The 25,184-nt window shown below is 70.7% G+C and carries 20 protein-coding genes; 6 read left to right on the top strand and 14 right to left on the bottom strand.

What is annotated here, in order from left to right:
* Position 1 precedes the first annotated feature (1 nt).
* A complete protein-coding gene (locus ACZ49B_RS28765) occupies positions 2 to 991 on the top strand; it encodes a COX15/CtaA family protein (RefSeq protein ID WP_468311417.1) in 990 nt (329 codons plus the stop codon).
* A gap of 16 nt (positions 992 to 1,007) precedes the next feature.
* Here the strand turns inward: ACZ49B_RS28765 and ACZ49B_RS28760 are convergent, their stop codons facing one another.
* The 3 genes from ACZ49B_RS28760 to ACZ49B_RS28750 all read right to left on the bottom strand — a co-directional run bounded on the left by ACZ49B_RS28760 (position 1,008) and on the right by ACZ49B_RS28750 (position 3,606).
* Positions 1,008 to 2,135: an amidohydrolase family protein gene (locus ACZ49B_RS28760; protein ID WP_468311415.1), complete on the bottom strand. Its 1,128-nt coding sequence runs from the start codon at positions 2,133 to 2,135 to the stop codon at positions 1,008 to 1,010.
* A 139-nt stretch (positions 2,136 to 2,274) separates the two neighbouring features.
* Positions 2,275 to 2,619 carry a hypothetical protein gene (locus tag ACZ49B_RS28755; RefSeq protein WP_468311414.1) on the bottom strand — a complete coding sequence of 115 codons (345 nt, stop codon included), beginning with the start codon at positions 2,617 to 2,619 and terminating at the stop codon, positions 2,275 to 2,277.
* Positions 2,620 to 2,658: 39 nt separating this feature from the next.
* Entirely contained in the window at positions 2,659 to 3,606 is a 948-nt protein-coding gene (locus ACZ49B_RS28750) for a heme o synthase (protein ID WP_468311455.1), read from the bottom strand.
* 254 nt (positions 3,607 to 3,860) lie between these two features.
* Between ACZ49B_RS28750 and tkt the strand changes: the two genes are divergently transcribed.
* The 5 genes from tkt (at position 3,861) to pgl (ending at position 10,583) form a co-directional block, all read left to right on the top strand.
* Entirely contained in the window at positions 3,861 to 5,963 is a 2,103-nt protein-coding gene (tkt, locus tag ACZ49B_RS28745; RefSeq protein WP_468311412.1) for a transketolase, read from the top strand.
* Between the two features lie 35 nt (positions 5,964 to 5,998).
* Positions 5,999 to 7,117 (top strand): transaldolase, encoded by a 1,119-nt coding sequence (gene tal / locus ACZ49B_RS28740; RefSeq protein ID WP_468311410.1) that lies wholly within the window; start codon positions 5,999 to 6,001, stop codon positions 7,115 to 7,117.
* Positions 7,118 to 7,122: 5 nt separating this feature from the next.
* On the top strand, positions 7,123 to 8,649 hold the full coding sequence (gene zwf, locus ACZ49B_RS28735; protein ID WP_385581576.1) for a glucose-6-phosphate dehydrogenase: 1,527 nt from the start codon (positions 7,123 to 7,125) through the stop codon (positions 8,647 to 8,649).
* On the top strand, positions 8,646 to 9,698 hold the full coding sequence (gene opcA, locus ACZ49B_RS28730) for a glucose-6-phosphate dehydrogenase assembly protein OpcA (protein ID WP_468311408.1): 1,053 nt from the start codon (positions 8,646 to 8,648) through the stop codon (positions 9,696 to 9,698). The genes zwf and opcA overlap by 4 nt, the downstream gene beginning before the upstream one ends.
* A gap of 102 nt (positions 9,699 to 9,800) precedes the next feature.
* The gene (gene pgl / locus ACZ49B_RS28725; RefSeq protein ID WP_053785795.1) at positions 9,801 to 10,583 is read left to right on the top strand and encodes a 6-phosphogluconolactonase; all 783 of its coding nucleotides are present in this window, start codon (positions 9,801 to 9,803) and stop codon (positions 10,581 to 10,583) included.
* Positions 10,584 to 10,664: 81 nt separating this feature from the next.
* On the opposite strand, the gene pgi is transcribed toward pgl, so the two are convergent.
* The 11 genes from pgi to uvrC form a co-directional block, all read right to left on the bottom strand.
* Positions 10,665 to 12,320, bottom strand: a complete 1,656-nt coding sequence (gene pgi, locus ACZ49B_RS28720) for a glucose-6-phosphate isomerase (RefSeq protein WP_468311453.1) — start codon at positions 12,318 to 12,320, stop codon at positions 10,665 to 10,667.
* A gap of 153 nt (positions 12,321 to 12,473) precedes the next feature.
* Complete coding sequence (locus ACZ49B_RS28715; protein ID WP_007263454.1) at positions 12,474 to 12,809, bottom strand: RNA polymerase-binding protein RbpA; 336 nt, start codon at positions 12,807 to 12,809, stop codon at positions 12,474 to 12,476.
* Positions 12,810 to 12,996: 187 nt separating this feature from the next.
* Positions 12,997 to 13,224: a preprotein translocase subunit SecG gene (secG, locus tag ACZ49B_RS28710; RefSeq protein WP_078622294.1), complete on the bottom strand. Its 228-nt coding sequence runs from the start codon at positions 13,222 to 13,224 to the stop codon at positions 12,997 to 12,999.
* Between the two features lie 145 nt (positions 13,225 to 13,369).
* Positions 13,370 to 14,146 carry a triose-phosphate isomerase gene (tpiA, locus tag ACZ49B_RS28705; protein ID WP_468311405.1) on the bottom strand — a complete coding sequence of 259 codons (777 nt, stop codon included), beginning with the start codon at positions 14,144 to 14,146 and terminating at the stop codon, positions 13,370 to 13,372.
* A gap of 6 nt (positions 14,147 to 14,152) precedes the next feature.
* Positions 14,153 to 15,364 (bottom strand): phosphoglycerate kinase, encoded by a 1,212-nt coding sequence (locus ACZ49B_RS28700; protein WP_468311403.1) that lies wholly within the window; start codon positions 15,362 to 15,364, stop codon positions 14,153 to 14,155.
* 144 nt (positions 15,365 to 15,508) lie between these two features.
* A complete protein-coding gene (gene gap, locus ACZ49B_RS28695; protein ID WP_030160344.1) occupies positions 15,509 to 16,516 on the bottom strand; it encodes a type I glyceraldehyde-3-phosphate dehydrogenase in 1,008 nt (335 codons plus the stop codon).
* A gap of 231 nt (positions 16,517 to 16,747) precedes the next feature.
* Positions 16,748 to 19,702 carry a M14 family metallopeptidase gene (locus tag ACZ49B_RS28690; RefSeq protein WP_468311401.1) on the bottom strand — a complete coding sequence of 985 codons (2,955 nt, stop codon included), beginning with the start codon at positions 19,700 to 19,702 and terminating at the stop codon, positions 16,748 to 16,750.
* A gap of 158 nt (positions 19,703 to 19,860) precedes the next feature.
* Positions 19,861 to 20,850, bottom strand: a complete 990-nt coding sequence (whiA, locus tag ACZ49B_RS28685; RefSeq protein ID WP_030160342.1) for a DNA-binding protein WhiA — start codon at positions 20,848 to 20,850, stop codon at positions 19,861 to 19,863.
* On the bottom strand, positions 20,841 to 21,911 hold the full coding sequence (locus ACZ49B_RS28680) for a gluconeogenesis factor YvcK family protein (protein WP_468311398.1): 1,071 nt from the start codon (positions 21,909 to 21,911) through the stop codon (positions 20,841 to 20,843). Before ACZ49B_RS28680 ends, whiA begins: the two co-directional genes overlap by 10 nt.
* Positions 21,908 to 22,855: an RNase adapter RapZ gene (rapZ, locus tag ACZ49B_RS28675; RefSeq protein WP_266633636.1), complete on the bottom strand. Its 948-nt coding sequence runs from the start codon at positions 22,853 to 22,855 to the stop codon at positions 21,908 to 21,910. Before rapZ ends, ACZ49B_RS28680 begins: the two co-directional genes overlap by 4 nt.
* A gap of 44 nt (positions 22,856 to 22,899) precedes the next feature.
* On the bottom strand, positions 22,900 to 24,936 hold the full coding sequence (gene uvrC, locus ACZ49B_RS28670; protein ID WP_468311397.1) for an excinuclease ABC subunit UvrC: 2,037 nt from the start codon (positions 24,934 to 24,936) through the stop codon (positions 22,900 to 22,902).
* Positions 24,937 to 25,184: the final 248 nt, after the last annotated feature.

Below are 25,184 nucleotides of genomic sequence, written 5' to 3'. Positions count from 1 at the left end.
TTTGCACAAGGCCCCGCGTACGATAAGGGCCGTGTTGACCCCTCTCGCTTTCATCGCCGGCCGCTGGACTCCGTCACCCCGGATCGTCCGGCAGGCCGCGTTCGCCGCGCTCGTCATGAGCGTGCTCATCGTCGTCACCGGCGGTGCGGTGCGGCTGACCGGATCCGGTCTCGGCTGCGACACCTGGCCCAAGTGCACCGACGACAGCCTGATCGTCACCCAGGCGCAGGGCTTCCACGGGGCCATCGAGTTCGGCAACCGCATGCTGACGTACGTGCTCAGCGCGGCCGTTGGCTGGTGCATCATCGCGGCCCGCTCGGCCAAGCCGTGGCGCCGTTCGCTGACGAAGCTCGGCTGGGCCCAGTTCTTCATCGTGATGGGCAACGCGGTCCTCGGCGGCATCACCGTCCTGACGGGGCTCAACCCGTACAGCGTGGCCGGGCACTTCCTCCTCGCCACCTCGCTGATCACCGTCACGACGGTCACCTGGCAGCGCACCCGCGAGGGCGACGGCGCTCCCCGGCCGCGCGTGCCCGGTCCCGTGCGCAAGCTCTCGTGGGCGCTGATCGCGACCACGCTGGTGCTGATCGCCGCGGGCACGGTGGTCACCGGTTCCGGTCCGCACGCGGGCGACCGCAGCGAGATCAAGCGGATGCCGTTCGACTGGGCGGCCACCGCGCACGTCCACGCGATCTCCGCCTGGGTGGTGTGCGCGCTCGCCGTGGCCATGTGGCTGGTGCTGCGCGTGGTCGACGCTCCGGCCGACACCCGGGCGCGCGCCCGCGACCTGCTGATCGTGCTGCTCGCCCAGGGCGGCATCGGCTACGTCCAGTACTTCACCCACGTGCCCGAGGCCCTGGTCGCCGCCCACATGCTCGGCTCCTGCCTGGTGTGGATCGCCGTGGTCCGCGTGGCACTGAGCCTGCGCGAGCGGCCGGCGGCGCAGGCGGCGATCCCGGCGCAGGCCGACCCGCAGCTCTCGTCCGTCTGAGGCGAGGGGCGCCGGCTCACCCGCGCTCGTCCAGCCGGTAGACGCGGCGGGCATTGCCCGCCGCGATCATGGCCGCCACCCGTTCGGCGTCCCGCCAGGTCCAGGCGCCCTCGCCGACCCAGCCGCCGAGCACCCGGCCCAGCGCCTCCCGGAACACCAGGGCGCCCACCGCGTGCAGTTCGGGCAGCCGGCGCCCGCCGCTGGAGAACAGCAGCTTGCCGAAGGGGGCGAGCTCCAGGACCTCGGCCAGCACCCCCGCCGCCCGCGGTCCGCTCTGCCCGAGCGCCGCGCCGAGATCGGCGTGGACGTGCGGGAAGGCCGCCGCCAGCTGGGCGGCGTGCCGGTGGTACGGGTATCCGCCGAGCAGCACCAGCCGGGTCCCCAGCCCCGCGGTGGCCCGTACGAACTCCGTCAGCAGCGCAGGATCGGCCTGCTCGGGCCGCTGCCCCGGATCCCCCGCGCCCGCCCCGGTGTGCAGCTGGAGCGGCAGCCCGGTCGCCACCGCGCTCCACAGCAGGTGCCGCAGGAGTACGGGGTCCCGGACGGCCCCGCCCTTGGAGCGCCGGGCCAGCCACCGCCCGGCCGCCCCGTGCACCTCACCCGGACCGGGCGGCTCGGGGGCGCGGCCGAGGACGGCGGGATACCCCGCGTCCGCACCGCAGGTGAAGGCCACGGCCGCCGCGGCGGCGTGGTGGACGGCCTCGGCGAGGTTGGCGAGGAAGGCGGGGACCGTGCCGGAGGTGTCGGCGACCTGCTCGGCCAGCAGTTCCAGCCGTACGACCTCGAAGGCGTCCGCGTCCGCCGCGAGCGCCAGTTCCTTGGGGCCGGTGAGGTCCCCGGGGACTCCCGTGTCGACCAGATAGGCGGCGACGCCGGAGCCGCGCAGCAGCCTGCGCCCGGCCTCGACCGCGCCGAGCTCGCGCCGCCGGGCCAGGTACCGGGCGGGGACGCAGTGCGGCTCCAGCCCGAGCAGCGGCGGGCACCAGCGGCGCACCGCGAACCCGGTCTGGGTGTCGAAGAAGGTGGTCCCGGCGGCGGGCGGGCCGGCCGAGCGGATCAGCTGGGCCTCGAAGGTGCCGAGGCCGAGCTCGGTACGGAGCACTCCGTGGCAGTACTGGTCCACCAGGGGCGGCGTTTCGATCATCCGGGCATCCCGTTGCGGACGTGAGGAAGGGGCTTCCACACGTCCTAACGGGTGAGCGGGGTGTGAGGTGTTGCTCGCGCTGTTGACCGAGCGGCCACCACAGGGGCGCAGCCCCCGCCGGAGCGCGGCACGCCGGGCGTCAGGCCGCCGGGTTCGCCGCCCCGCCGAGCTGGATGCCGGCCATCCGCGACCACTCGTACGGCCCGGTCTTCACACGCGCGGCGAACTCGCCGTCGAACTCCTCGTGGAGGGTCAGGCCGGCCTTCTCGGCAGCCAGCTGGGCCACCGCGTAGGTCGGGGCCACCAGGTCGCCCCAGCCGCCGTCCGTGCCGACGAGGACGATCCGGGTGCCGGCCTGGCCGATGTGCGCCAGCTGGCCCTCGGCGCCGCCGTGCTGCTTGGCGAACGCGCCGATCTGCTTGGCCAGCTTCGCGGCCGTCCGGTCCTGCTTCTTGCCTGCGGTGTCCGCGGTGGTGTCTGCCATGGACACCATGCTACCGGCGGGTAATCGGCGGAGGAAGTGTCAACGGAGGAAGGGATCCACGGCCACGGCCACGAACAGCAGCGACACGTAGGTGATGGACCAGTGGAACAGGCGCATCTCCTTGAGCTTCGCGCCCGTCACGCCCGCCTTGGCCCGCGCGTGCAGCGCGTGCGCCTCCCACAGCCACCAGCCGCCCGCCGCCAGGGCGACCGCGGTGTAGAACCAGCCGGTGTATCCCAGCGGGGTCAGCAGCAGCGAGACGGCCACCATCACCCAGCTGTAGAGGACGATCTGGCGCGCCACGACCTGGTTGCCGGCCACGACCGGCAGCATCGGCACGCCGACACGCGCGTAGTCGTCCTTCACCTTCATGGACAGCGGCCAGTAGTGCGGCGGCGTCCAGAAGAAGATGACGAGGAAGAGGATGACCGCGGCCCAGGAGACCTCGTTCTTGACGGCGGACCAGCCGATCAGCACCGGCATGCAGCCCGCGATGCCGCCCCAGACGATGTTCTGCGCGGTGCGCCGCTTCAGCAGCATCGTGTAGACGACGACGTAGAAGAGGAGCGCGCCGAGCGCGAGCGCGGCCGACAGCCAGTTGACGAGCAGCCCGAAGAACAGGGTGGAGACCACCCCGAGGGTGATGCCGAAGGCCAGGCATTCGCGCGGGCTGACCATGCCGGTCACCAGCGGCCGCTGCGAGGTCCGGTCCATCAGCGCGTCGATGTCGCGGTCGATGTACATGTTCAGCGCGTTGGCGCCGCCCGCGGACAAGTAGCCGCCGAAGCAGGTCGCGAGGACCAGCCACAGCGACGGCACACCCTGCTCGGCGAGGAACATCACCGGCACTGTGGTGATCAGCAGAAGTTCGATGATCCGCGGCTTGGTCAAAGCCACGAAAGCCATGACCCGGGCCCCGAACGGCCGGTGACCGGGGCTCGTCCCGAGCACCCCCGCTGGACGGGATTCGACGGCCGTCACGCACACCCCTGACAGAGAAACCAGCAAGCTCCGGACATAAAGGTCCGCTGAAGGCTCGCACGTACCACGCCACTCTAGACGTTGCACTTACGTCGCCCTGCGCGGGGGTCGCCTCGTGTTGGTCCGATCGGACTGCCGACGTTGTGACGGACTGCGGGCACTCGAATAGCTGCACGCCGTCACGGGGGTAGGCTCGGAATCGCGCCGGTGCACCGTTCGTCACCGGGTAACAGACATGTGGAGAGGAGCCCTGACCCACGGTGAGCACCAAGCCGACGACCACAGAGCTCGACTGGACCGACCTCGACCAGCGGGCCGTCGACACCGCCCGCATCCTGGCCGCCGACGCGGTCCAGAAGGTGGGTAACGGCCACCCCGGTACGGCGATGAGCCTGGCCCCCGCCGCGTACACCCTCTTCCAGAAGGTGATGCGGCACGACCCGGCCGATCCCGAGTGGGTCGGCCGCGACCGTTTCGTGCTTTCCGCGGGGCACTCGTCCCTCACTCTGTACACCCAGCTCTACCTGGGCGGCTTCGGCCTGGAGCTGGCCGACCTCGAGGCGTTCCGCACCTGGGGTTCCAAGACCCCGGGCCACCCGGAGTACGGCCACACGGCCGGCGTCGAGACCACCACCGGCCCGCTGGGCCAGGGCATCGCCAACGCGGTGGGCATGGCCATGGCCGCCCGCTACGAGCGCGGCCTGTTCGACCCGGAGGCCCCCCAGGGCGCCTCCCCGTTCGACCACATGGTCTACGCGATCGCGGGCGACGGCTGCCTCCAGGAGGGCATCTCCCACGAGGCGTCCGCCCTGGCGGGCCACCAGAAGCTCGGCAACCTGGTGCTGCTGTGGGACGACAACCACATCTCCATCGAGGGTGACACCGAGACGGCCGTCTCCGAGGACACGCTGGGGCGCTACGAGGCGTACGGCTGGCACGTCCAGCGCGTTGCGCAGCAGCCGAACGGCGACCTCGACCCGAAGGCGCTGTTCGAGGCCCTGGCCGCGGCCAAGGCCGAGACCGGGCGCCCCTCCTTCATCGCGATGCGCTCGATCATCGCCTGGCCGGCCCCGCACGCCCAGGGCACCGAGGCCTCGCACGGCTCGGCCCTCGGCGACGACGAGGTCGCGGCGACCAAGCGCGTCCTCGGCTTCGACCCGGAGAAGTCCTTCGACGTCTCCGACGAGGTCCTCGCGCACACCCGCAAGGCGCTGGACCGCGGCCGCGAGGCCAAGGCCGCCTGGGAGAAGGACTTCTCCGCCTGGCGCACCGCCAACCCCGAGCGCGCCGCCGAGTTCGACCGCATCAACGCCAACGAGCTGCCCGCGGGCTGGGAGGACAAGCTCCCCGTCTTCGAGACCGGCAAGGGCGTCGCCACCCGCGCGGCCTCCGGCAAGGTGCTCGAAGCCCTCGGCGCGGTCATCCCGGAGCTGTGGGGCGGCTCGGCCGACCTGGCCGGCTCCAACAACACCACGATCGACAAGCACTCGTCCTTCCTCCCGAAGGGCAACCCGCTGCCGGAGGCCGACCCGTACGGCCGCACCGTCCACTTCGGCATCCGCGAGCACGCCATGGCCGCGACCATGAACGGCATCGCGCTGCACGGCCACACCCGTATCTACGGCGGCACCTTCCTGGTGTTCTCCGACTACATGCGCAACGCCGTGCGCCTGTCCGCGCTGATGCACGTGCCGGTCACGTACGTGTGGACGCACGACTCCATCGGCCTGGGCGAGGACGGCCCGACCCACCAGCCGGTCGAGCACCTCGCCTCGCTGCGCGCCATCCCGGGCCTGAACGTGGTCCGCCCGGCCGACGCGAACGAGACCGTCGTCGCCTGGCGCGAGATCCTGCGCCGCCACACCAAGGTCTTCGGCAAGGGCGCCCCGCACGGTCTGGCGCTGACCCGCCAGGGCGTGCCGACGTACGAGCGCAACGAGGACGCCGCCAAGGGCGGGTACGTGCTCTTCGAGGCCACGGGCCCCGACGGGCAGAGCGCAGACGCCCAGGTCGTCCTCATCGGCACCGGCTCCGAGGTCCAGCTCGCCGTCGCCGCGCGCGAGGCGCTGCAGGCCGAGGGCATCCCGGCCCGCGTGGTCTCGATGCCGTCCGTCGAGTGGTTCGAGGAGCAGGACCAGGCGTACAAGGACAGCGTCCTGCCCCCGTCCGTCAAGGCGCGCGTCGCGGTCGAGGCCGGGATCGGCCTGACCTGGCACCGCTACGTCGGCGACGCCGGCCGGATCGTCTCGCTGGAGCACTTCGGTGCCTCCGCCGACGCCAAGGTGCTCTTCCGCGAGTTCGGCTTCACCCCCGAGGCCGTGACCGCCGCCGCCAGGGAATCGATCACCGCCGCCGCGCGCTGACACCGGTACACGAACCAGTAGGAGATGCAATTCCCATGACAGACGCACTCAAGCGCCTCTCCGACGAGGGCGTGGCGATCTGGCTGGACGACCTGTCCCGCAAGCGCATCACGTCCGGCAACCTGGCCGAGCTCATCGACCAGTCGCACGTGGTCGGTGTCACCACCAACCCGTCGATCTTCCAGAAGGCGATCAGCAGCGGCGACGGCTACGAGCAGCAGCTCACCGACCTCGCCGCCCGCAAGGTCACCGTCGACGAGGCCATCCGCATGATCACGACGGCGGACGTCCGCGACGCCGCCGACATCCTGCGCCCGGTCTACGACCGCACCGACGGCCAGGACGGCCGGGTCTCCATCGAGGTCGACCCCCGCCTCGCCCACAACACCACGGCGACGATCGCCGAAGCCAAGCAGCTCGCCTGGCTGGTGGACCGCCCGAACACGCTGATCAAGATCCCGGCGACCAAGGCCGGCCTGCCGGCGATCACCGAGGTCATCGGCAAGGGCATCAGCGTCAACGTCACGCTGATCTTCTCGCTGGAGCGCTACCGCGAGGTCATGGACGCGTACCTGGCGGGTCTGGAGAAGGCCAAGGCCGCGGGCCTGGACCTCTCCGAGATCCACTCGGTCGCCTCCTTCTTCGTGTCCCGTGTGGACAGCGAGATCGACAAGCGCCTGGACGCCGTCGGCTCCGACGAGGCGAAGGCCCTGAAGGGCAAGGCGGCCCTCGCCAACGCCCGTCTGGCCTACGAGGCCTACGAGGAGGTCTTCTCCTCCGACCGCTGGAACGCCCTGGAGCGTGTCGGCGCCAACAAGCAGCGTCCGCTGTGGGCCTCGACGGGCGTCAAGGACCCGGCGTACAAGGACACCCTGTACGTGGACGACCTGGTCGCCCCGAACACGGTGAACACCATGCCGGAGGCCACCCTGGAGGCCACCGCCGACCACGGTCAGATCACGGGTGACACCGTGCGCGCCACGTACGACCAGGCCCGCGCCGAGCTCGATGCGGTCGCGAAGCTGGGCATCTCGTACGACGATGTGGTGCAGCTGCTCGAGGACGAGGGCGTCGAGAAGTTCGAGGCGTCCTGGAACGACCTGCTGAAGTCCACCGAGGCGGAGCTCGAGCGCCTCGCCCCCACGGAGGCCTGAACACTTTGTCTGTGAACGGAGCGAACCCGCTTCGTGACGCACAGGACCGGCGGCTCCCGCGCATCGCGGGGCCGTCCGGCCTGGTCATTTTCGGCGTTACGGGTGACCTGTCGCGCAAGAAGCTGATGCCGGCCATCTACGACCTGGCGAACCGGGGGCTTCTGCCGCCGGGCTTCTCGCTGATCGGCTTCGCCCGGCGTGAATGGGAGCACGAGGACTTCGCCCAGGAGGTGTACGAGGCCGTCAAGCAGCACTCCCGCACCCCCTTCCGGGAGGAGGTCTGGCAGCAGCTGGTGCAGGGCTGCCGCTTCGTGCAGGGCGATTTCGACGACGACGCGGCGTTCGAGACGCTGAAGTCGACGATCGACGAGCTCGACAAGGCGCAGGGTACGGGCGGCAACTTCGCCTTCTACCTGTCCGTGCCCCCGAAGTTCTTCCCGAAGGTCGTCCAGCAGCTCAAGAACCACGGACTGGCGCAGAAGGAGGGCTCCTGGCGGCGTGCCGTCATCGAGAAGCCCTTCGGGCACGACCTGAAGAGCGCCGAGGAGCTCAACAAGGTCGTCCACGAGGTCTTCCCGCGGGACGAGGTCTTCCGGATCGACCACTACCTCGGCAAGGAGACCGTCCAGAACATCCTGGCGCTCCGCTTCGCGAACACGATGTTCGAGCCGATCTGGAACCGGTCGTACGTCGACCACGTGCAGATCACCATGGCCGAGGACATCGGCATCGGCGGCCGGGCCGGGTACTACGACGGCATCGGCGCGGCCCGCGACGTCATCCAGAACCACCTGCTCCAGCTCCTCGCGCTGACCGCTATGGAGGAGCCCGGCTCCTTCCACCCCAAGGCGCTGGTGGCGGAGAAGCTCAAGGTCCTCACGGCCGTCGAGCTCCCCGAGGACCTGGGCAAGCACACCGTGCGCGGCCAGTACTCGGGGGCGTGGCAGGGTGGCGAGAAGGTCGTCGGGTACCTCGAAGAGGACGGCATCGACCCCAAGTCGAAGACCGACACCTACGCGGCCATCCGCCTGGAGATCAACAACCGCCGCTGGGCGGGCGTCCCGTTCTACCTGCGGACCGGCAAGCGCCTGGGCCGCCGGGTGACCGAGATCGCGGTGGTCTTCAAGCGGGCTCCGTACCTGCCGTTCGAGTCGGGCGCGACCGAGGAGCTGGGGCAGAACGCCCTGGTCATCCGGGTCCAGCCGGACGAGGGCGTGACGGTGCGCTTCGGCTCCAAGGTTCCGGGCACCTCCATGGAGGTCCGGGACGTCACGATGGACTTCGCGTACGGCGAGTCCTTCACGGAGTCGAGCCCCGAGGCGTACGAGCGGCTGATCCTCGATGTCCTGCTGGGTGACGCGAACCTCTTCCCGCGCCACCAGGAGGTCGAGCTGTCCTGGAACATCCTCGACCCGATCGAGGAGTACTGGGACAAGCACGGCAAGCCCGCGCAGTACCCGGCGGGAACCTGGGGGCCGGTCGAGGCGGACGAGATGCTCGCACGAGACGGACGGAGCTGGCGCCGGCCATGAAGATCGACCTCACGGAGACCACCTCCAGCAAGATCAATGCCGCTTTGGTGCAGGCGCGCCGGGACATCGGCACGCCGGCCATCGGCATGGTCCTCACGCTGGTGATCGTGACCGACGAAGAGAACGCGTACGACGCGCTCAAGTCGGCGAACGACGCGTCCCACGAACACCCTTCGCGGATCGTCGTCGTCATCAAGCGGGTCAGCCGCTCGCCGCGCAGCCGCCGCGACGCCCGTCTCGACGCGGAAGTCCGCGTCGGGGCGGACTCGGGCACCGGCGAGACGGTGGTGCTCCGCCTTCACGGTGAACTGGTCCACCACGCCCAGTCGGTGGTTCTCCCGCTCCTGCTGCCGGACGCGCCCGTCGTGGTCTGGTGGCCGGACGGTGCCCCGTCGGACCTGGCGGGAGACCCGCTGGGTGCGCTCGGGCAGCGCCGGATCACGGACACGTACGCCTGCGAGAACCCGCTGCAGGCGCTCGGGGAGCGGGCCGCGGCCTACGCCCCGGGTGACACGGACCTGTCCTGGACCCGGATCACGCCGTGGCGGTCGATGCTGGCCGCCGCGCTGGACCAGCAGGCCCTGAAGGTCACCTCGGCGGCCGTCGAGGGCGAGGACGAGAACCCGAGCTGCGAGCTGCTGGCCATGTGGCTGGCGGACCGCCTCCAGGTACCCGTCAAGCGGACCCACTCGAAGGGCCCCGGCCTGACCTCGGTCCGGCTGGAGACCAAGGACGGCGACATCGTCCTGGACCGGGCCGACGGCTCGCTGGCCACGCTGTGCATGCCGGGGCAGCCCGACCGTGCGGTGGCGCTCAAGCGCCGTGACACGGCCGAGCTGCTGGCGGAGGAGCTGCGCCGGCTCGACCCGGACAACACGTACGAGGCCTCGCTGAAGTTCGGCGTGGCCAAGCTGGCGGCGGAGGCCTCCGCCCCGGCTCCGGCCAAGGCCAAGGCCACGGACTCCCCCGAGACCGTGACCGGCCCCAAGGCCGACGCCGAGCCCGCGAAGCCGGCGGCCAAGGCAACGAAGAAGGCCTCGGCCAAGTAGCCGTACCCGCTGCGCGGGGCTCTCCCCACCCCGGGAAAGCCCCGCGCAGCGGAACCCGGGCCCGAACCCACCGCACAACCGACAAGGCGGCAGCACATGGGTATGACGACTCCCCAGGTCGTCGTCCACCGGGACAAGGAGCTGATGGCCCAGGCCGCAGCGGCCCGGCTCATCACGAAGATCGTCGACGCCCAGGCGGCCCGCGGCAGCGCCTCCGTCGTCCTGACCGGCGGCCGCAACGGCAACGGCCTGCTCGCCGCACTGGCGGCCGCCCCGGCCCGCGACGCCGTCGACTGGGCCCGCCTCGACCTGTGGTGGGGCGACGAGCGGTACGTCCCCGCCGACGACCCCGAGCGCAACCACGTACAGGCCCGCGAGGCCCTCCTGGACTCCGTCCCGGTGGACCCGGCACGCGTGCACGTCATGCCGGCCTCGGACGGCCCGTACGGGGACGACGTCGACGCGGCGGCGGACGCGTACGCGGAGGAGCTGCGGCGGGCCGCCGGTCCGGAGGACCACGGCCCGGTGCCGCGTTTCGACGTGCTGATGCTGGGCGTGGGCCCGGACACGCACGTGGCCTCGCTGTTCCCGGAGCACCCGGCGGCACGCGAGACCGAGCGCACGGTGGTCGGCGTGCACGGCGCGCCGAAGCCGCCGCCGACGCGGGTCTCGCTGACCCTCCCGGCGATCCGGGCGGCCCGGGAGGTCTGGCTGCTGGCGGCCGGCGAGGACAAGGCGGGCGCGGTGGCGATCGCGCTCGGCGGCGCCGGGGAGATCCAGGCCCCGGCGGCGGCGGCGTACGGGCGCTCCCGCACGCTGTGGCTCCTGGACCGGGCGGCGGCCGCGAAGCTCCCGTCGTCGATGTACCCCCCGGCCTCGGCCTGAGCCGTACGGCCACCGTTCGTACGAAGGGCCCGCCCCCCCTGACGGGGAGCGGGCCCTTCGTGTTTCGCGGTGCCTACCGGATCAGCCGCGGCCGCGCAGCCCGCGGTACGCCGCCACGAGGGCCTTCGTCGAGGCGTCCAGTCCCGGCACGTCCGCGCCCTCGGTCAGCGCCGGCTCGACCCGCTTCGCCAGGACCTTGCCGAGCTCCACGCCCCACTGGTCGAAGGAGTCGATGTTCCACACCGCGCCCTGGACGAACACCTTGTGCTCGTACAGCGCGATCAGCTGGCCCAGCACCGCCGGGGTGAGGTCCTGCGCCAGGATCGTCGTGGTCGGGTGGTTCCCCCTGAAGGTCTTGTGCGGGACCAGGGGCTCCGGTACGCCCTCCGCGCGGACCTCGTCCGCGGTCTTGCCGAAGGCCAGCGCCTGCGTCTGCGCGAAGAAGTTCGCCATCAGCAGGTCGTGCTGGGCCGCGAGCTTCGGCGACAGTTCGCCGATCGGCCGGGCGAAGCCGATGAAGTCCGCCGGGATCACCTTCGTGCCCTGGTGGATCAACTGGTAGTACGCGTGCTGCCCGTTGGTGCCGGGCGTGCCCCACACGACCGGACCGGTCTGCCAGTCCACCGGCTTGCCGTCCCGGTCCACGGACTTGCCGTTGGACTCCATGTCCAGCTGCTGCAGGTACGCCGTGAAGCGGGAGAGGTAGTGGCTGTACGGCAGGACCGCGTGCGACTGGGCGTCGAAGAAGGCGCCGTACCAGATCCCCAACAGGCCCATCAGCAGCGGTGCGTTCTGCTCCGGGGGCGCCGTGCGGAAGTGCTCGTCCACCGTCCGGAAGCCGCCCAGCATCTCCCGGAAGGAGTCCGGCCCGATCGCGATCATCAGCGAGAGCCCGATCGCGGAGTCGACGGAGTAGCGTCCGCCGACCCAGTCCCAGAACCCGAACATGTTGGCCGGATCGATGCCGAAGGCCGTGACCTTCTCGGCGTTGGTCGACAGCGCCACGAAGTGCCGTGCCACGGCCGCGGTGTCACCGCCGAGACCCGCCAGCAGCCATTCCCGCGCCGACTCGGCGTTGGTGATGGTCTCGATGGTCGTGAAGGTCTTGGACGCGATGATGAACAGCGTCTCGGCCGGGTCCAGCTCCCGTACGGCCTCGTGCAGATCGGCGCCGTCCACGTTGGACACGAACCGCACGGTCAGGGCGCGGTCGGTGAACGCGCGCAGCGCCTCGTACGCCATCGCCGGTCCCAGGTCGGAGCCGCCGATGCCGACGTTGACCACGTTCTTGATGCGCTTGCCGGTGAAGCCGGTCCACTCCCCCGACCGCACCCGGTCGGCGAACGCCGCCATCTTGTCGAGGACGGCGTGCACCGCGGGGACGACGTTCTCGCCGTCCACCTCGACCACCGCGTCCTTCGGCGCGCGCAGGGCGGTGTGCAGGACCGCCCGGTCCTCGGTCGTGTTGATCTTCTCGCCGCGGAACATCGCCTCGCGCAGCTCGGCCACGCCCGTCGCCGCCGCGAGCTCCCGCAGCAACTCCAGCGTCTCGTCGGTCACCAGGTGCTTCGAGTAGTCGATGTGCAGGTCCCCGACCCGCAGCGTGTAGCCCGTGCCCCGGTTCGGATCCGCCGCGAACAGCTCTCGCAGATGCGTCTGCCCCAGCTCTTCGCGGTGCTTGCCGAGTGCCAGCCACTCGGCAGTCCGGTTGAGACTCGTACGCCTGTCTGCGTTCATCTCGGACATCAACCCGTTTCTTCCGTCCTGTCGTGCCCCGCCGATCACCAACCTAAGGGATCGGAAGGGACGCAACGTACGCAAAGGGGCCCGGCCCGCTGGAGAACAACTCCTGCGGGCCGGGCCCGATGTCACACCGTCACTCTTGCGTTTTCAGATCTCGCCGCGGAGCTTGGCGAGCGCCTCAGCGAGGATCGCCTCGCCGTCGGCGTCCGTGCGGCGCTCCCGTACGTACGCCAGGTGCGTCTTGTAGGGCTCCGTGCGCGGCGGCGCCGGCGGGTTGTCCCGGTCCTGGCCGGCCGGGAACCCGCAGCGCGGGCAGTCCCAGGTGTCCGGCACCTGCGCGTCGCTGGCGAAGCTCGGCTGCGTCTCGTGCCCGTTCGAGCACCAGAAGGAGATGCGCAGGCGGGGCGCGGACTCGCCGCGCTCGGCCTCACCCATCGGCCCCGCTCCGACCCGACTACCACGGATCGCGTTGCCACTTGCCACGGTCGTAACTCCCTGCGTGATGGTGCCGCGAAGCGTGAGTGGATTCCGCTGCGGGCGCCCCAGTCTACGTAAGGCCCAACGCACGTCCATCACATGGAGTTACTCACTCCAGGCCGCGGACGCCGTCCTCATGATAGGCGGGGCGGAGCCGACCGGACCGGCTGAATGGCCAGAACCGTCGGCTTCCCTACTTCAGCAGAATGCCGAGCGCCATGATGCAGGCGAACCAGAGCAGACCCACGACGACGGTGATGCGGTCCAGGTTGCGCTCGGCGACCGAGGAGCCGCCGACCGACGACTGCATGCCGCCGCCGAACATGTCGGAAAGGCCGCCGCCCTTGCCCTTGTGCATCAGCACGAGGAGCATCAGCAGGGCGCTGAAGACGATCAGGGCGATCGAGAACCCCATAATCACGGCTGATTCCTACTTTCTGGCTTTTCTGGCTTTCCGGCTCTGCTGGATGTGCGCGGGGGCCAGTGGCTGGTGGTGCAGCCTCCTGGCCCCCGCAAGGGTACGACGGATCCGTCCTACCGCCTACTCGCTGCGACGATCACGCAGCTCACTGGTCGCGGAACCGGACGATCTTCACGAACTCGTCCGCGTCCAGCGCCGCGCCGCCGATCAGGGCGCCGTCGACATCGGGCTGGGCCATGATCGCCGCGATGTTGCCGGACTTCACCGAGCCGCCGTACTGGATGCGGACCTTGTCGGCCAGCTCCTGCGAGTACAGCTCGGCGAGGCGGCCGCGGATCGCCCCGCAGACCTCCTGCGCGTCGTCGGGGGTGGCGACCTCGCCGGTCCCGATCGCCCAGACGGGTTCGTACGCGATCACGATGGACTCGACCTGGTCGGCCGGGACGTCCTTGAGACCGCCGTCGACCTGGGCCAGCGTGTACGGGACCTGCTGTCCGGCCTTGCGGATGTCCAGGCCCTCGCCGACGCACAGGATCGGGGTGAGCCCGTGCCGGTAGGCGGCCTTGACCTTGGCGTTGCAGAGCTCGTCGCTCTCGCCGTGGTACTGGCGGCGCTCGCTGTGGCCGACGGCCACGTACGTGCACTTCAGCTTCGCGAGCATCGAGCCGGAGATCTCGCCGGTGTAGGCGCCGGAGTCGTGCGCCGAGATGTCCTGGGCGCCGTACTTGATCTTCAGCTTGTCGCCGTCGACCAGGGTCTGCACCGAGCGCAGGTCGACGAAGGGCGGCAGGACCGCGACCTCGACGGCGTCGTAGTCCTTGTCGGCGAGCGCGAAGGCGAGCTTCTGGACGTGCGCGATGGCCTCGAGGTGGTTGAGGTTCATCTTCCAGTTGCCCGCCATGAGCGGGGTACGCGTGGTCATTGAGGGTCAGACCTCCAGTGCGGCGAGGCCGGGGAGCGTCTTGCCCTCGAGGTATTCGAGGGAGGCGCCGCCACCGGTAGAGATGTGGCCGAAAGCGTTCTCGTCGAAGCCGAGCGTACGCACGGCCGCGGCGGAGTCCCCGCCGCCGACCACGGTGAACGCGCTGCTGTCGACGAGGGCCTGCGCGATGGCGCGGGTGCCTCCGGCGTAGTCGGGGTGCTCGAAGACTCCCACGGGACCGTTCCAGAAGACGGTCTCCGCATCGGCGATCTTCGATGCGTACAGCTCGCGGGTCTTGGGACCGATGTCCAGACCCTCCCTGTCGGCGGGGATCTTGTCCGCGTCGACGATGGTGTAGTCGGCCGGGGCCTTGGTCTTCAGGTTCGGGAAGTCGGCGGAGACCAGGACGTCGACCGGGAGGACCAGCTCGACGCCCAGCTTCTCGGCGCGCGCCATGTACTCCAGGACGACGGGGATCTGGTCCTCCTGCAGGAGGGAGATGCCGATCTCGTGCCCCTGGGCCTTCAGGAAGGTGTAGGCCATGCCGCCGCCGATGAGGATGCGGTCGGCCTTGCCGAGCAGCTGGTCGATGACGGCCAGCTTGTCGGAGACCTTGGCACCGCCGAGGACGACCACGTACGGGCGCTTGACGTCGGCGGTCAGCTTCTTCAGGACGCCGACCTCGGTGGCGATCAGGTAGCCGGCCGCGTGCGGGAGGCGCGCGGGCAGGTCGAAGACCGACGCGTGCTTGCGGTGGACGGCGCCGAAGCCGTCGCCGACGTAGAGGTCGGCGAGCTCGGCGAGCTGGTCCGCGAAGGCGCCGCGCTCGGCGTCGTCCTTCGAGGTCTCACCGGCGTTGAAGCGCAGGTTCTCGATGACGGCGACCTGGCCGTCGGCGAGGGCGGCGACGGTCGACTTGGCGGAGGCACCGACGGTGTCGGTGGCGAACGCGACGTCCGCACCGAGCAGTTCTCCGAGCCGCCTGGCGGCCGGGGCGAGGGAGAAGGCCGGGTCCGGGGCGCCCTTGGGGCGGCCCAGGTGCGAGGCGACGACCACGCGGGCGCCGGCTTCGGCGAGCTTCGCGATGGCCGGCTGCACGGCACGGATGCGGCCGTCGTCGGTGATCGTGTCGCCCGCGAGCGGCACGTTGAGGTCGGCGCGGACGAAGACCCGCTTGCCGGCGACGCCTTCGGCGAGCAGTTCGTCGATCGTCTTCATGTGTTTCTACTCCTTATCCCCATACACGGGTTCTGCCGGTGCGGGGCCGATCGGTCGAGGCAGACAACAGGGCCCGTGCAGCGCTCCATCGCGCTGACCGGACCCTGTTCTCACATCTTGGTGCCTAGCCCTGCTACCTGAGACTTAGAGCTGGCCGCCGACGAAGACGGTCAGGTCGACGAGGCGGTTGGAGTAGCCCCACTCGTTGTCGTACCAGCCGACGACCTTGACCTGCGTTCCGTCCTGAACCATGGTCAGGGAGGAGTCGAAGGTGCAGGAAGCCGGCCAGTTCACGATGTCGGAGGAGACGATCGCGTCCTCGGTGTAGTCGAGGATGCCCTTGAGCTGACCCTCGGCGGCCTTCTGGAAGGCTGCGTTGATCTCTTCCTTGGTGGTCTCGCGGGAGAGCTCCAGGACGAGGTCGGTGACCGAGCCGGTCGGGACCGGGACGCGCATCGCGATGCCGTCCAGCTTGCCCTTCAGCTGCGGGAGGACCAGCGCGGTCGCCTTGGCGGCACCCGTCGAGGTCGGGATGATGTTCTCGGCGGCGGCGCGGGCGCGGCGCAGGTCCGAGTGCGGGAAGTCCAGGATGCGCTGGTCGTTCGTGTACGCGTGGACCGTGGTCATCATGCCCTTGACGATGCCGAAGTTCTCGTCGAGAACCTTGGCCATCGGCGCCACGCAGTTGGTGGTGCAGGAGGCGTTGGAGATGACGTGGTGGTTGGCCGCGTCGTACTTGTCCTGGTTGACGCCCATCACGATGGTGATGTCCTCGTCCTTGGCCGGAGCCGAGATGAGGACCTTCTTCGCGCCCGCGGCGATGTGCTTGGCGGCGTCGGCCTTCTTCGTGAAGATGCCGGTCGACTCGATGACGATGTCGGCGCCGAGCTCGCCCCAAGGCAGGTTCGCGGGGTCACGCTCGGCGAACGTCTTGAAGGTGTTGCCGCCGACGGTGATGGTGTCGTCGGTGTGGGAGACCTCGGCCTTGAGGCGGCCCAGGATGGTGTCGTACTTGAGCAGGTGCACCAGGGTCGCGTTGTCAGTCAGGTCGTTGACACCGACGATCTCGATGTCCGCTCCCTGCTCAAGGAGCGCCCGGAAGTAGTTGCGGCCAATTCGGCCAAAACCATTGATGCCTACGCGGATCGTCACGAACCGATCTCCTCGTTGGTGCGCCGGCCTGTCCCGCCGGCGAGCTGTATGGGATGTCCCCGACCGCTTACGACCCTACCTCTCCGTGAGCTTTTGAGTGACATCGGCCGGGACCTGACACTCCCCCTGCCACATGGGGGGACCGCGGCCGGGGCCCCGTACCGTGCGCTCGGTGCGGGGCCCGGACCTTGACCCGCCGTCACTCAGGGTGAGCAACGGGGGCTCGTATGATCAGCGGTGCAGCGACCTGAGCGCCTTACCGACGAGTACGGCTCGGTCCGCCGCCGCCGGCACGTGTTCCAGGCCGAAGCCGAGGAGCACCGTGTTACGCGTAGTGACCGACGCGTACGACTTGAACAGCTCCCCGGACCGGGACCAATCGCCCGCGACCACGGGGCTTCCGGCAGGTGCGCCCTGGGCGGTCCAGGCCCCCAGCGAGGTCTCGAACCCCTCCACGGCCTGATCGGCGCCGCCGACCGAGACGCGCGCCTCGTCCGCGAACAGGCCCCGGCCGCCGGCGCCGCCGTCCGAGACGTACGAGAGGGAGACCTCGACGGTCTTGCCCGCGTACGCGCTCAGGTCGAAGGAGACCTGCTTCCAGCCGTCGGAGGATCCGGTGAAGCTGTTCCACTGGCCGCTGGTGCCGTTGGCGGTGCAGCCGGCGCTGTCGAGGGTGAGGTAGTGCTTCAGGAACGGGTGGCCGTTGACGTAGAACCCGGCCTCGCACTCCGTCGGGACGGCGGTGCCGGTCAGGCCGCCCGCCTCGGGCAGCGTGGTCCAGTCCTCGGCGCCGGTGGTGTGGGCCTCGAGGAGCGCGTTGTCGTAGCCCGGCTCGGTGTTCCAGTTGAGGGCCATCTTGAGCTGCGGCCTGTCGGCGGCGGTGACCTTGGTCAGGTCGATGGTGCGGGTCAGCCGCTTCCACTCGTCGTCCTCGTGGGTGGCCGCGGCCATCCCCGCGCCGGCGTAGGGGGCGTACGGGTTCACGACCCCGGCGTACGAGCCCGCCTGTGCGCTCTTGAACTGCGGGAACTGCGCCGCGGGCAGGGAGTCGGAGGTGACCGCGTAGGAGCCGGGGGCGTTGATCGGGTTGCCCGTCGCATCGCCCAGGCCGTCCTTGGCGCCGGCGAGGGCACCCGCACCGGTGAAGCCGGTGGCGCCGGCGGCGCTCGTACGGCTGTAGGCGCCGAGGTAGTACTGACTGAAGTCGTCGGTCACGGCGCGGCCGACCTGGGCGTTGCCGCCCGCGAGCTCGCCGGCCTCGATCAGCTTGCCGCCCTCGTTGAGGAAGTCGCGCACGGCGAGCTGGGTGTCGCCGCCGGGCGTCTTGGCGCCGGTGTAGTGCACGGCCGTACGGAAGTGGGAGAGCACGCCGAGGTGGTGCGGGGCGCCTTGCACCGCCACGTCCCAGACCGCCGCGGACTTGCCGTTGGCGCGCAGGGCGTCGACGTACTCCTGCGCGTGCTGGGCCTTGGCGCCCTCCTCCGCGATCACCAGCACGTCGGCGCGCGGCCGCTCGGCCACCGTGTACGTGAAGTGCTCGCTGGAGACCCGCCTGCCGGAGCGGTCGCGGCCGGTGAACCAGACCTCGACCTTGTCGCCGGGCTTGGCCCCGTCGACCTTGGCCCGGTACTCGTCGAACCAGTTGTTGTCCTCGCCGCCGTAGACGTCGCCGCCCTTCCAGGCCCTCAGCCCGTCGTCGTGCGTGCGGCCGCCGTTGATGCGGAACTTGAGCTGCTTGTCCTTCAGCGCCTTGCGGGCGGTGACGGAGACCGTCTGGTCCTCGCCCTTGGCCACGTAGGAGGTGGTGAAGGGGTCCAGGGTGAAGTCCGCGGCGCTCAGGCCGACGGAGGACTTCGGCTGGTCCGGGTGCGCGGCGCTCTCGCCGACGGCGAGCGCGAAGGGGACGTTCTTCGCGAACTCCGCCTGGACGAGCTTCTCGTCGTCCGGGAAGTTGAAGCCGGACCGGCAGTCCTCGGGCTTCCACCGGTCGTTCGGGTCGCTGGCGGAGGCGGTCTGGCAGGTGGTCATCTCCGGCGTGAACATCATGACGCCGTTGACGTTGGCGGCGTGGCCGTCGGCCTCGCCGTTGGTGGTGTAGAGCTCGGAGGAGATCTGCGGGTAGTAGCCCGGGATCGCGGAGTTCTCCGGGGTGCCGGCGAGCGCCTTGTAGGCGACGTCGTCCGGGGTCGGGGTGGCCACCTGCCAGCCCACGCCGTAGAGCAGCAGCTCGGAGGCGGAGTGGTAGTTGATGGCGTACTTGAAGCCGATGCGCTTCTCGAACTTGTCGAGGGCGACGGTCTCCGGCTCGGAGGACGCCTTGGTGCCGCGGTAGGTCTCGCTCGACTGGTTCGGCGAGGAACCCTCGTTGTCGTAGCCCCACTTGTAGGCGAAGTTCCGGTTGAGGTCGACGCCGTCACCGGTGGTGATCTTGCCGTCGCCGTTGTTGTCGTGCAGGTTCTTGCGCCACAGCCGGTCGCCGTCGGGGGAGTGCGTGTAGTCGTACCCGTCCGGGTTCGCGGACAGCAGGAACCACAGCTCGGTGGAGTCCACCAGCTTGGTGATCCGCTGGTCCTTGCCGTAGTTGTCGAGGGTGTGGTGCATCAGCCGCCGGGTCATCTCCGGGGTGATCCACTCCCGGGCGTGCTGGTTGGACATGTAGAGCACGGACGGCTTGTCGCCGTCCTTGGTCGTGCGGGCGTTCTTGGTGACCTTCAGGGCGAGGATGTCCTTGCCCTGGACGGTCTTGCCGATGGAGACGACCTTGGCGAGGCCCGGGTTGGCCTGGGCCGTCGCCAGGATCTCCTCCTGGAGGCCGCCCTTGCCGCTGTAGGGGCGGAAGACCCCGTCGCCGGCGGCCCGGGAGCGGGCCGCGCCCGCGGGGACCTGGTGCTCGGCCAGCTTGACGCCCTGGCCTGCGAGCTCCTTGGCCTGGCCGCCGGTGAGGAACAGCTCGACCTTGGCGGTCCCGGTCTGCGGGGCGCGTTCGGTGAGCTCGTGGGCGTCCTGGCCCGCGGCGAGGAGGAGCGGGATCTGCTCCTTGGTGACGTCCGCGTCGTAGACCCGTACCTCGTCGGCGCCGGGTGCGGCGTCCGCTGCGGGCCGGGCGTGGGCCGCCGGGAGGGCGGCCAGTGTGGTTCCGAAGACGAGTGCGCTTGCGGCGAGGATCGATCTCGCGCGTTGCCTCATGTGCCCCCCTGGGCGTCGTCTGCCACGAAAGCGTTCGGACGACAGGCTCACGATCAGGCGATGCTCATGTCAATGGGGCGTGTCTCAAAGGGGTCCGCACGTGTGACGTGCAGACCCCCTTGCGGCGTACGGGACCAGGCGTACGGAACGGCGTGCGGCTAGCCGGCCATGTTGTCGGCCAGATCCTCGCTGAGGTTGGACTCGGTGCCCGGGATGCCGAGGTCCTGGGCCCGCTTGTCGGCCATCGCCAGCAGGCGGCGGATCCGGCCGGCGACCGCGTCCTTGGTCAGCGGCGGGTCGGCGAGCGCGCCCAGCTCCTCCAGGGAGGCCTGCTTGTGCTCCATGCGGAGCCGGCCGGCCGCGGCGAGGTGCTCGGGCACCTCTTCGCCGAGGATCTCCAGGGCACGCTGGACCCGGGCTCCGGCGGCCACCGCGGCCCGCGCCGAACGGCGCAGGTTGGCGTCGTCGAAGTTGGCGAGGCGGTTGGCGGTGGCGCGCACCTCGCGCCGCATCCGCCGCTCCTCCCAGGCCAGTACCGACTCGTGGGCGCCGAGCCGCGTGAGCAGGGCGCCGATCGCGTCGCCGTCGCGGACCACGACGCGGTCCACCCCGCGCACCTCGCGCGCCTTGGCGGCGATGGAGAGCCGGCGGGCGGCGCCCACCAGGGCCAGGGCGGCCTCCGGACCGGGGCAGGTCACCTCCAGGGAGGAGGACCGGCCCGGCTCGGTGAGCGAGCCGTGGGCCAGGAACGCGCCGCGCCAGGCCGCCTCGGCGTCGCAGGTGGCCCCGGAGACCACCTGCGGGGGCAGACCGCGGATGGGGCGGCCGCGGCCGTCCACGAGGCCCGTCTGGCGCGCCAGCTGGTCGCCGCCGGCCACGACCCGGACGACGTAGCGGCTGCCGCGGCGCAGGCCGCCGGGAGCCATGACCACCAGGTCCGAGGAATGGCCGAAGATCTCCAGGATGTCCTTGCGCAGGCGTCTGGCGGCGATCCCCGTGTCCAGCTCCGCCTCGATGACGATGCGCCCGCTCACCAGGTGCAGCCCGCCCGCGAACCGAAGGATCGCCGAGACCTCCGCCTTCCTGCAGCAGGTCCGGGTGACGGGCAGGCGGGAGATCTCATCCTTCACCGCAGGCGTCATCGCCATGGGCCGATCCTTCCATGCATCCGAAAAATACGGTCGTACGCGGCGGCGAGCAGCTCCGGATCATGCTTCGGAGAGCCGTCTTCCCTGGCCACCGGCGCCAGCTCGACCGCGGCACCGAACCGTTTTGCGGCATCGGCGAGGGACTCGCGGTCGGGCACGGCGGCCTCGTCGGCCAGCACCACGTCCAGGGCGAGTTTAGGGGCGTGTCGGGCCAAAACCTCCAAATGACGCTGCGGAGAGAAGCCCTCTGTTTCACCGGGCTGCGGCGCGAGGTTCAGCGAGAGGACCCGCCGGGCCTTGGTCTCGATCAGCGCGTCGAGCAGTTCCGGCACCAGCAGGTGCGGGATCACGGAGGAGAACCAGGACCCCGGACCGAGCACCACCCAGTCGGCGTCCAGGACCGCGGCGACGGCCTCCGGCACGGCCGGCGGATCTCCGGGCACGACCTGTACGGAGAGCACCTCGCCGGGGGTGGTGGCCACCGTGGCCTGCCCCCGGACGGTGTCGACCTCGCCCGGGCGGGTCTGGTCGTGGCCGCGCACCAGGGCCTGGAGCTCCAGCGGCACCGCCGACATCGGCAGCACCCGGCCCTGCGCGCCCAGCAGCTTCCCGACCAGGTCGAGGGCCTGGACGGGGTCGCCGAGCTGCTCCCACAGGGCCACGATCAGCAGATTGCCTACGGCGTGTTCGTGCAGGGCGCCGGCCGACTGGAAGCGGTGCTGGATCACGCGGGCCCAGGTCTGGCCCCAGTCGTCGTCCCCGCACAGCGCGGCCAGCGCCTTGCGCAGGTCGCCGGGCGGCAGCACGCCGAGCTCCTCGCGGAGGCGGCCGCTGGAGCCGCCGTCGTCGGCGACCGTGACCACGGCCGTGAGCTCGCCGGTGATCCGGCGCAGGGCTGCCAGGGAGGCCGACAGGCCCATGCCGCCGCCGAGGGCGACGACCTTGGGTGCGACCACCTTGGGGGCTGCGCCGCGGCGCAGCCCGGTGCGGCCCGCGCCGTCCTCGCCCCGCCCCGAGGTGAGGCGGCGCAGGCGGCGCAGCCGCAGGGTGCGTCCGGTCACTCGCGCCCCATGTCCCGGTGGACTACGACGGTCTCGACTCCCTCGGAGGCGAGGCGGGCAGCGAGCTTCTCGGACATGGCCACACTGCGGTGCTTGCCGCCGGTGCAGCCGACCGCGATGGTCACGTAGCGCTTGCCCTCGCGGCGGTAGCCGGTGGCGATGAGCTGGAGCAGCTCGGTGTAGCGGTCGAGGAACTCCTTGGCGCCGGGCTGGCTGAAGACGTAGCCCGACACCTCCGGGTTGAGGCCGGTGAAGGGCCGCAGTTCGGGAACCCAGTGCGGGTTGGGGATGAAGCGGCAGTCGACGACGAGGTCGGCGTCGACGGGGAGGCCGTACTTGTAGCCGAAGGACATGACGGTCGCCCGCAGCTCGGGCTCCTCGTCGCCCGCGAACTGGGCGTCCATCTTCGCGCGCAGCTCGTGCACGTTCAGGCTGGAGGTGTCGATGACCAGGTCGGCGTCGCCGCGCAGCTCGCGCAGCAGGTCGCGCTCGGCGGCGATGCCGTCGGTGATGCGGCCGTCGCCCTGGAGGGGGTGCGGGCGGCGGACCGACTCGAAGCGGCGGACCAGCGCGTCGTCGGAGGACTCGAGGAAGACGATGCGCCGGGTGACGCCCTTGCTGTCGAGGTCGGAGAGGGACTCGCGCAGGGCGTCGAAGAACTGGCGGCCGCGGACGTCGACGACGACGGCGATGCGCGCCACGTTGCCCTGCGAGCGGGCACCGAGCTCCACCATGGTGGGGATCAGCGCCGGCGGGAGGTTGTCGACGACGAACCAGCCGAGGTCCTCCAGACACTTGGCCGCCGTACTGCGGCCGGCCCCGGACATCCCGGAGATGATCACCAGCTCGGGGATGGCCGCCTCGGCGGTATCTCCGGGCTCCGCTGTCGTGCCCGTGCTCACCTGTGCTCCGTCTCGGTCGTGCTCGGTCGTGTGGTCGGTCATCTCGTCGGTCGTCTGCTCGGTCTCGCGCTCGGTCTCGCGCTCGGTCATTGCTCGGTCCCCCGTTCGGACGATGTCTCCCAGCTGCCGCTGGGAGGTGCCCCCACCCGCTGGGGCGGGGTGTCATCCTCAATGATCTCTCCTGTCGCCGTGTTGACGGCAGGACCGGCGGGAACCGACCGGGCGAGTGCCGCGGCCACGGTCTCGGCCGTCTTGCGGCCTATGCCCGGGACCTCGCAGATCTGGTCGATTGTCGCCTGTCTCAGCTTCTTCACCGAACCGAAGTGCTTGACCAGGGCCTGCCTGCGGCTTTCCCCGAGACCGGGCACCTCGTCGAGCGGGCCCGCCTTGAGCCGTTTTCCGCGCTTGTTCCGCTGGTACTGGATGGCGAAGCGGTGGGCTTCGTCACGCACCCGCTGGAGCAGGTAGAGCCCCTCGCTGGTGCGGGGCAGCACGACCGGGTCGTCCTCGCCGGGCAGCCAGACCTCCTCCAGCCGCTTGGCCAGCCCGCACACGGCCACGTCGTCGACGCCGAGCTCCTCCAAGGCCCGCTTGGCGGCGGCCACCTGCGGCTGGCCGCCGTCGACCACGACGAGCTGGGGCGGGTACGCGAAGCGCTTGGGGCGCCCCTCGTCCTCGGCGAGGGGGTCCTCCCCGTCCTCCGGGGACCACTCCCCCGTCTTCAGCTTCTCCTGGAGGTAGCGGCGGAAGCGCCGCGAGACCACCTCGTGCATGGACCGGACGTCGTCCTGCCCCTCGAAGGATTTGATCGAGAAGCGCCGGTATTCACTCTTTCTGGCCAGCCCGTCCTCGAAGACGACCATCGAGGCCACCACGTCGTCGCCCTGGAGGTGCGAGATGTCGAAGCACTCGATGCGCAGCGGCGCGCTGTCCAGCTCGAGGGCCTCGGCGATCTCCTCCAGGGCCCGGGAGCGGGTGGTGAGGTCGCTGGCGCGCTTGGTCTTGTGCAGGGCCAGGGATTGCTGCGCGTTGCGGTGGACGGTCTCCATCAGCGCCTTCTTGTCCCCGCGCTGCGGAATGCGCAGGCTGACCTGCGATCCGCGCCGCTCGGCGAGCCACTGGCTCAGCGCCGGGGTGTCCTCGGGCAGTGCCGGGACCAGCACCTCCTTGGGCACGCTCTCCCCGGTCTCCTCCCCGTAGAGCTGCTGGAGGGCGTGCTCGACGAGCCCGGCGGTGTCGACGGCCTCCACCTTGTCGGTGACCCAGCCCCGCTGGCCGCGGACCCGGCCACCGCGTACGTGGAAGATCTGCACGGCCGCTTCGAGCTCGTCCTCGGCGACGGCTACGAGATCGGCGTCCGTGGCATCGGCGAGGACGACGGCGTTCTTCTCCATGGCCCGGCGCAGCGCCCCTATGTCGTCACGCAGCCGGGCGGCCTTCTCGTACTCCATGTCCTCGGCGGCGTCGCGCATCTGCCGCTCGAGCCGGGAGAGGTACGTCCCGGTCCGTCCCGCCATGAAGTCGCAGAAGTCCTCGGCGAGTTCGCGGTGCTCCTCGGGGGTGACCCGGCCGACGCAGGGCGCGGAGCACTTGCCGATGTAGCCGAGCAGACAGGGCCGCCCGATCTGTGCGGACCGCTTGAACACCCCGGCGGAGCAGGTCCGCACGGGGAACACCCTCAGCATGAGGTCGACGGTCTCGCGAATCGCCCAGGCATGCCCATAAGGCCCGAAGTACCGCACGCCCTTCTTCTTGGGCCCCCGCATGACCTGGACCCTCGGATACTCCTCGTTCATCGTCACGGCGAGGGAGGGGTAGCTCTTGTCGTCCCGGTACTTGACGTTGAACCGGGGGTCGTACTCCTTGATCCAGGAGTACTCGAGCTGCAGCGCCTCGACCTCGGTGGAGACGACGGTCCACTCGACGGAGGCGGCCGTGGTCACCATGGTGGCGGTACGGGGGTGCAGCCCGGCGAGGTCCTGGAAGTAGTTGGCCAGCCGCTGCCGCAGGCTCTTGGCCTTCCCGACGTAGATCACCCGGCGGTGCTCGTCGCGGAATCGGTAGACCCCCGGGGAGTCGGGAATCTGCCCCGGCGCGGGACGGTAGCTGGAAGGGTCGGCCATGCCAACCACCCTACGTCCGCCCACCGACAACCCCCGTACACCGTGCCCCCGCCCGACCCGTACGGGCGCCCCGGAGGGGGCAAATCCAGCCCCGCCGGCGTTCGAGGTGCGGGGGTGCGGGGGTGGGGGGGGGGGGGGCCCCCCCCCCCCCCCCCCCCCCCCCCGTGCCCCCCCCCCCCCCCCCCTTCTCCCCTTCCCCCCCCCCCCCCCATCCCGATCCCGGCACAAACCCTGTAGAAAGAAGAAAA

Source organism: Streptomyces sp. NPDC031132, from assembly GCF_055570595.1.
The sequence above is the reverse complement of the archived record's forward strand: the minus strand, read 5'-3'. Positions and strand labels throughout refer to the sequence as shown.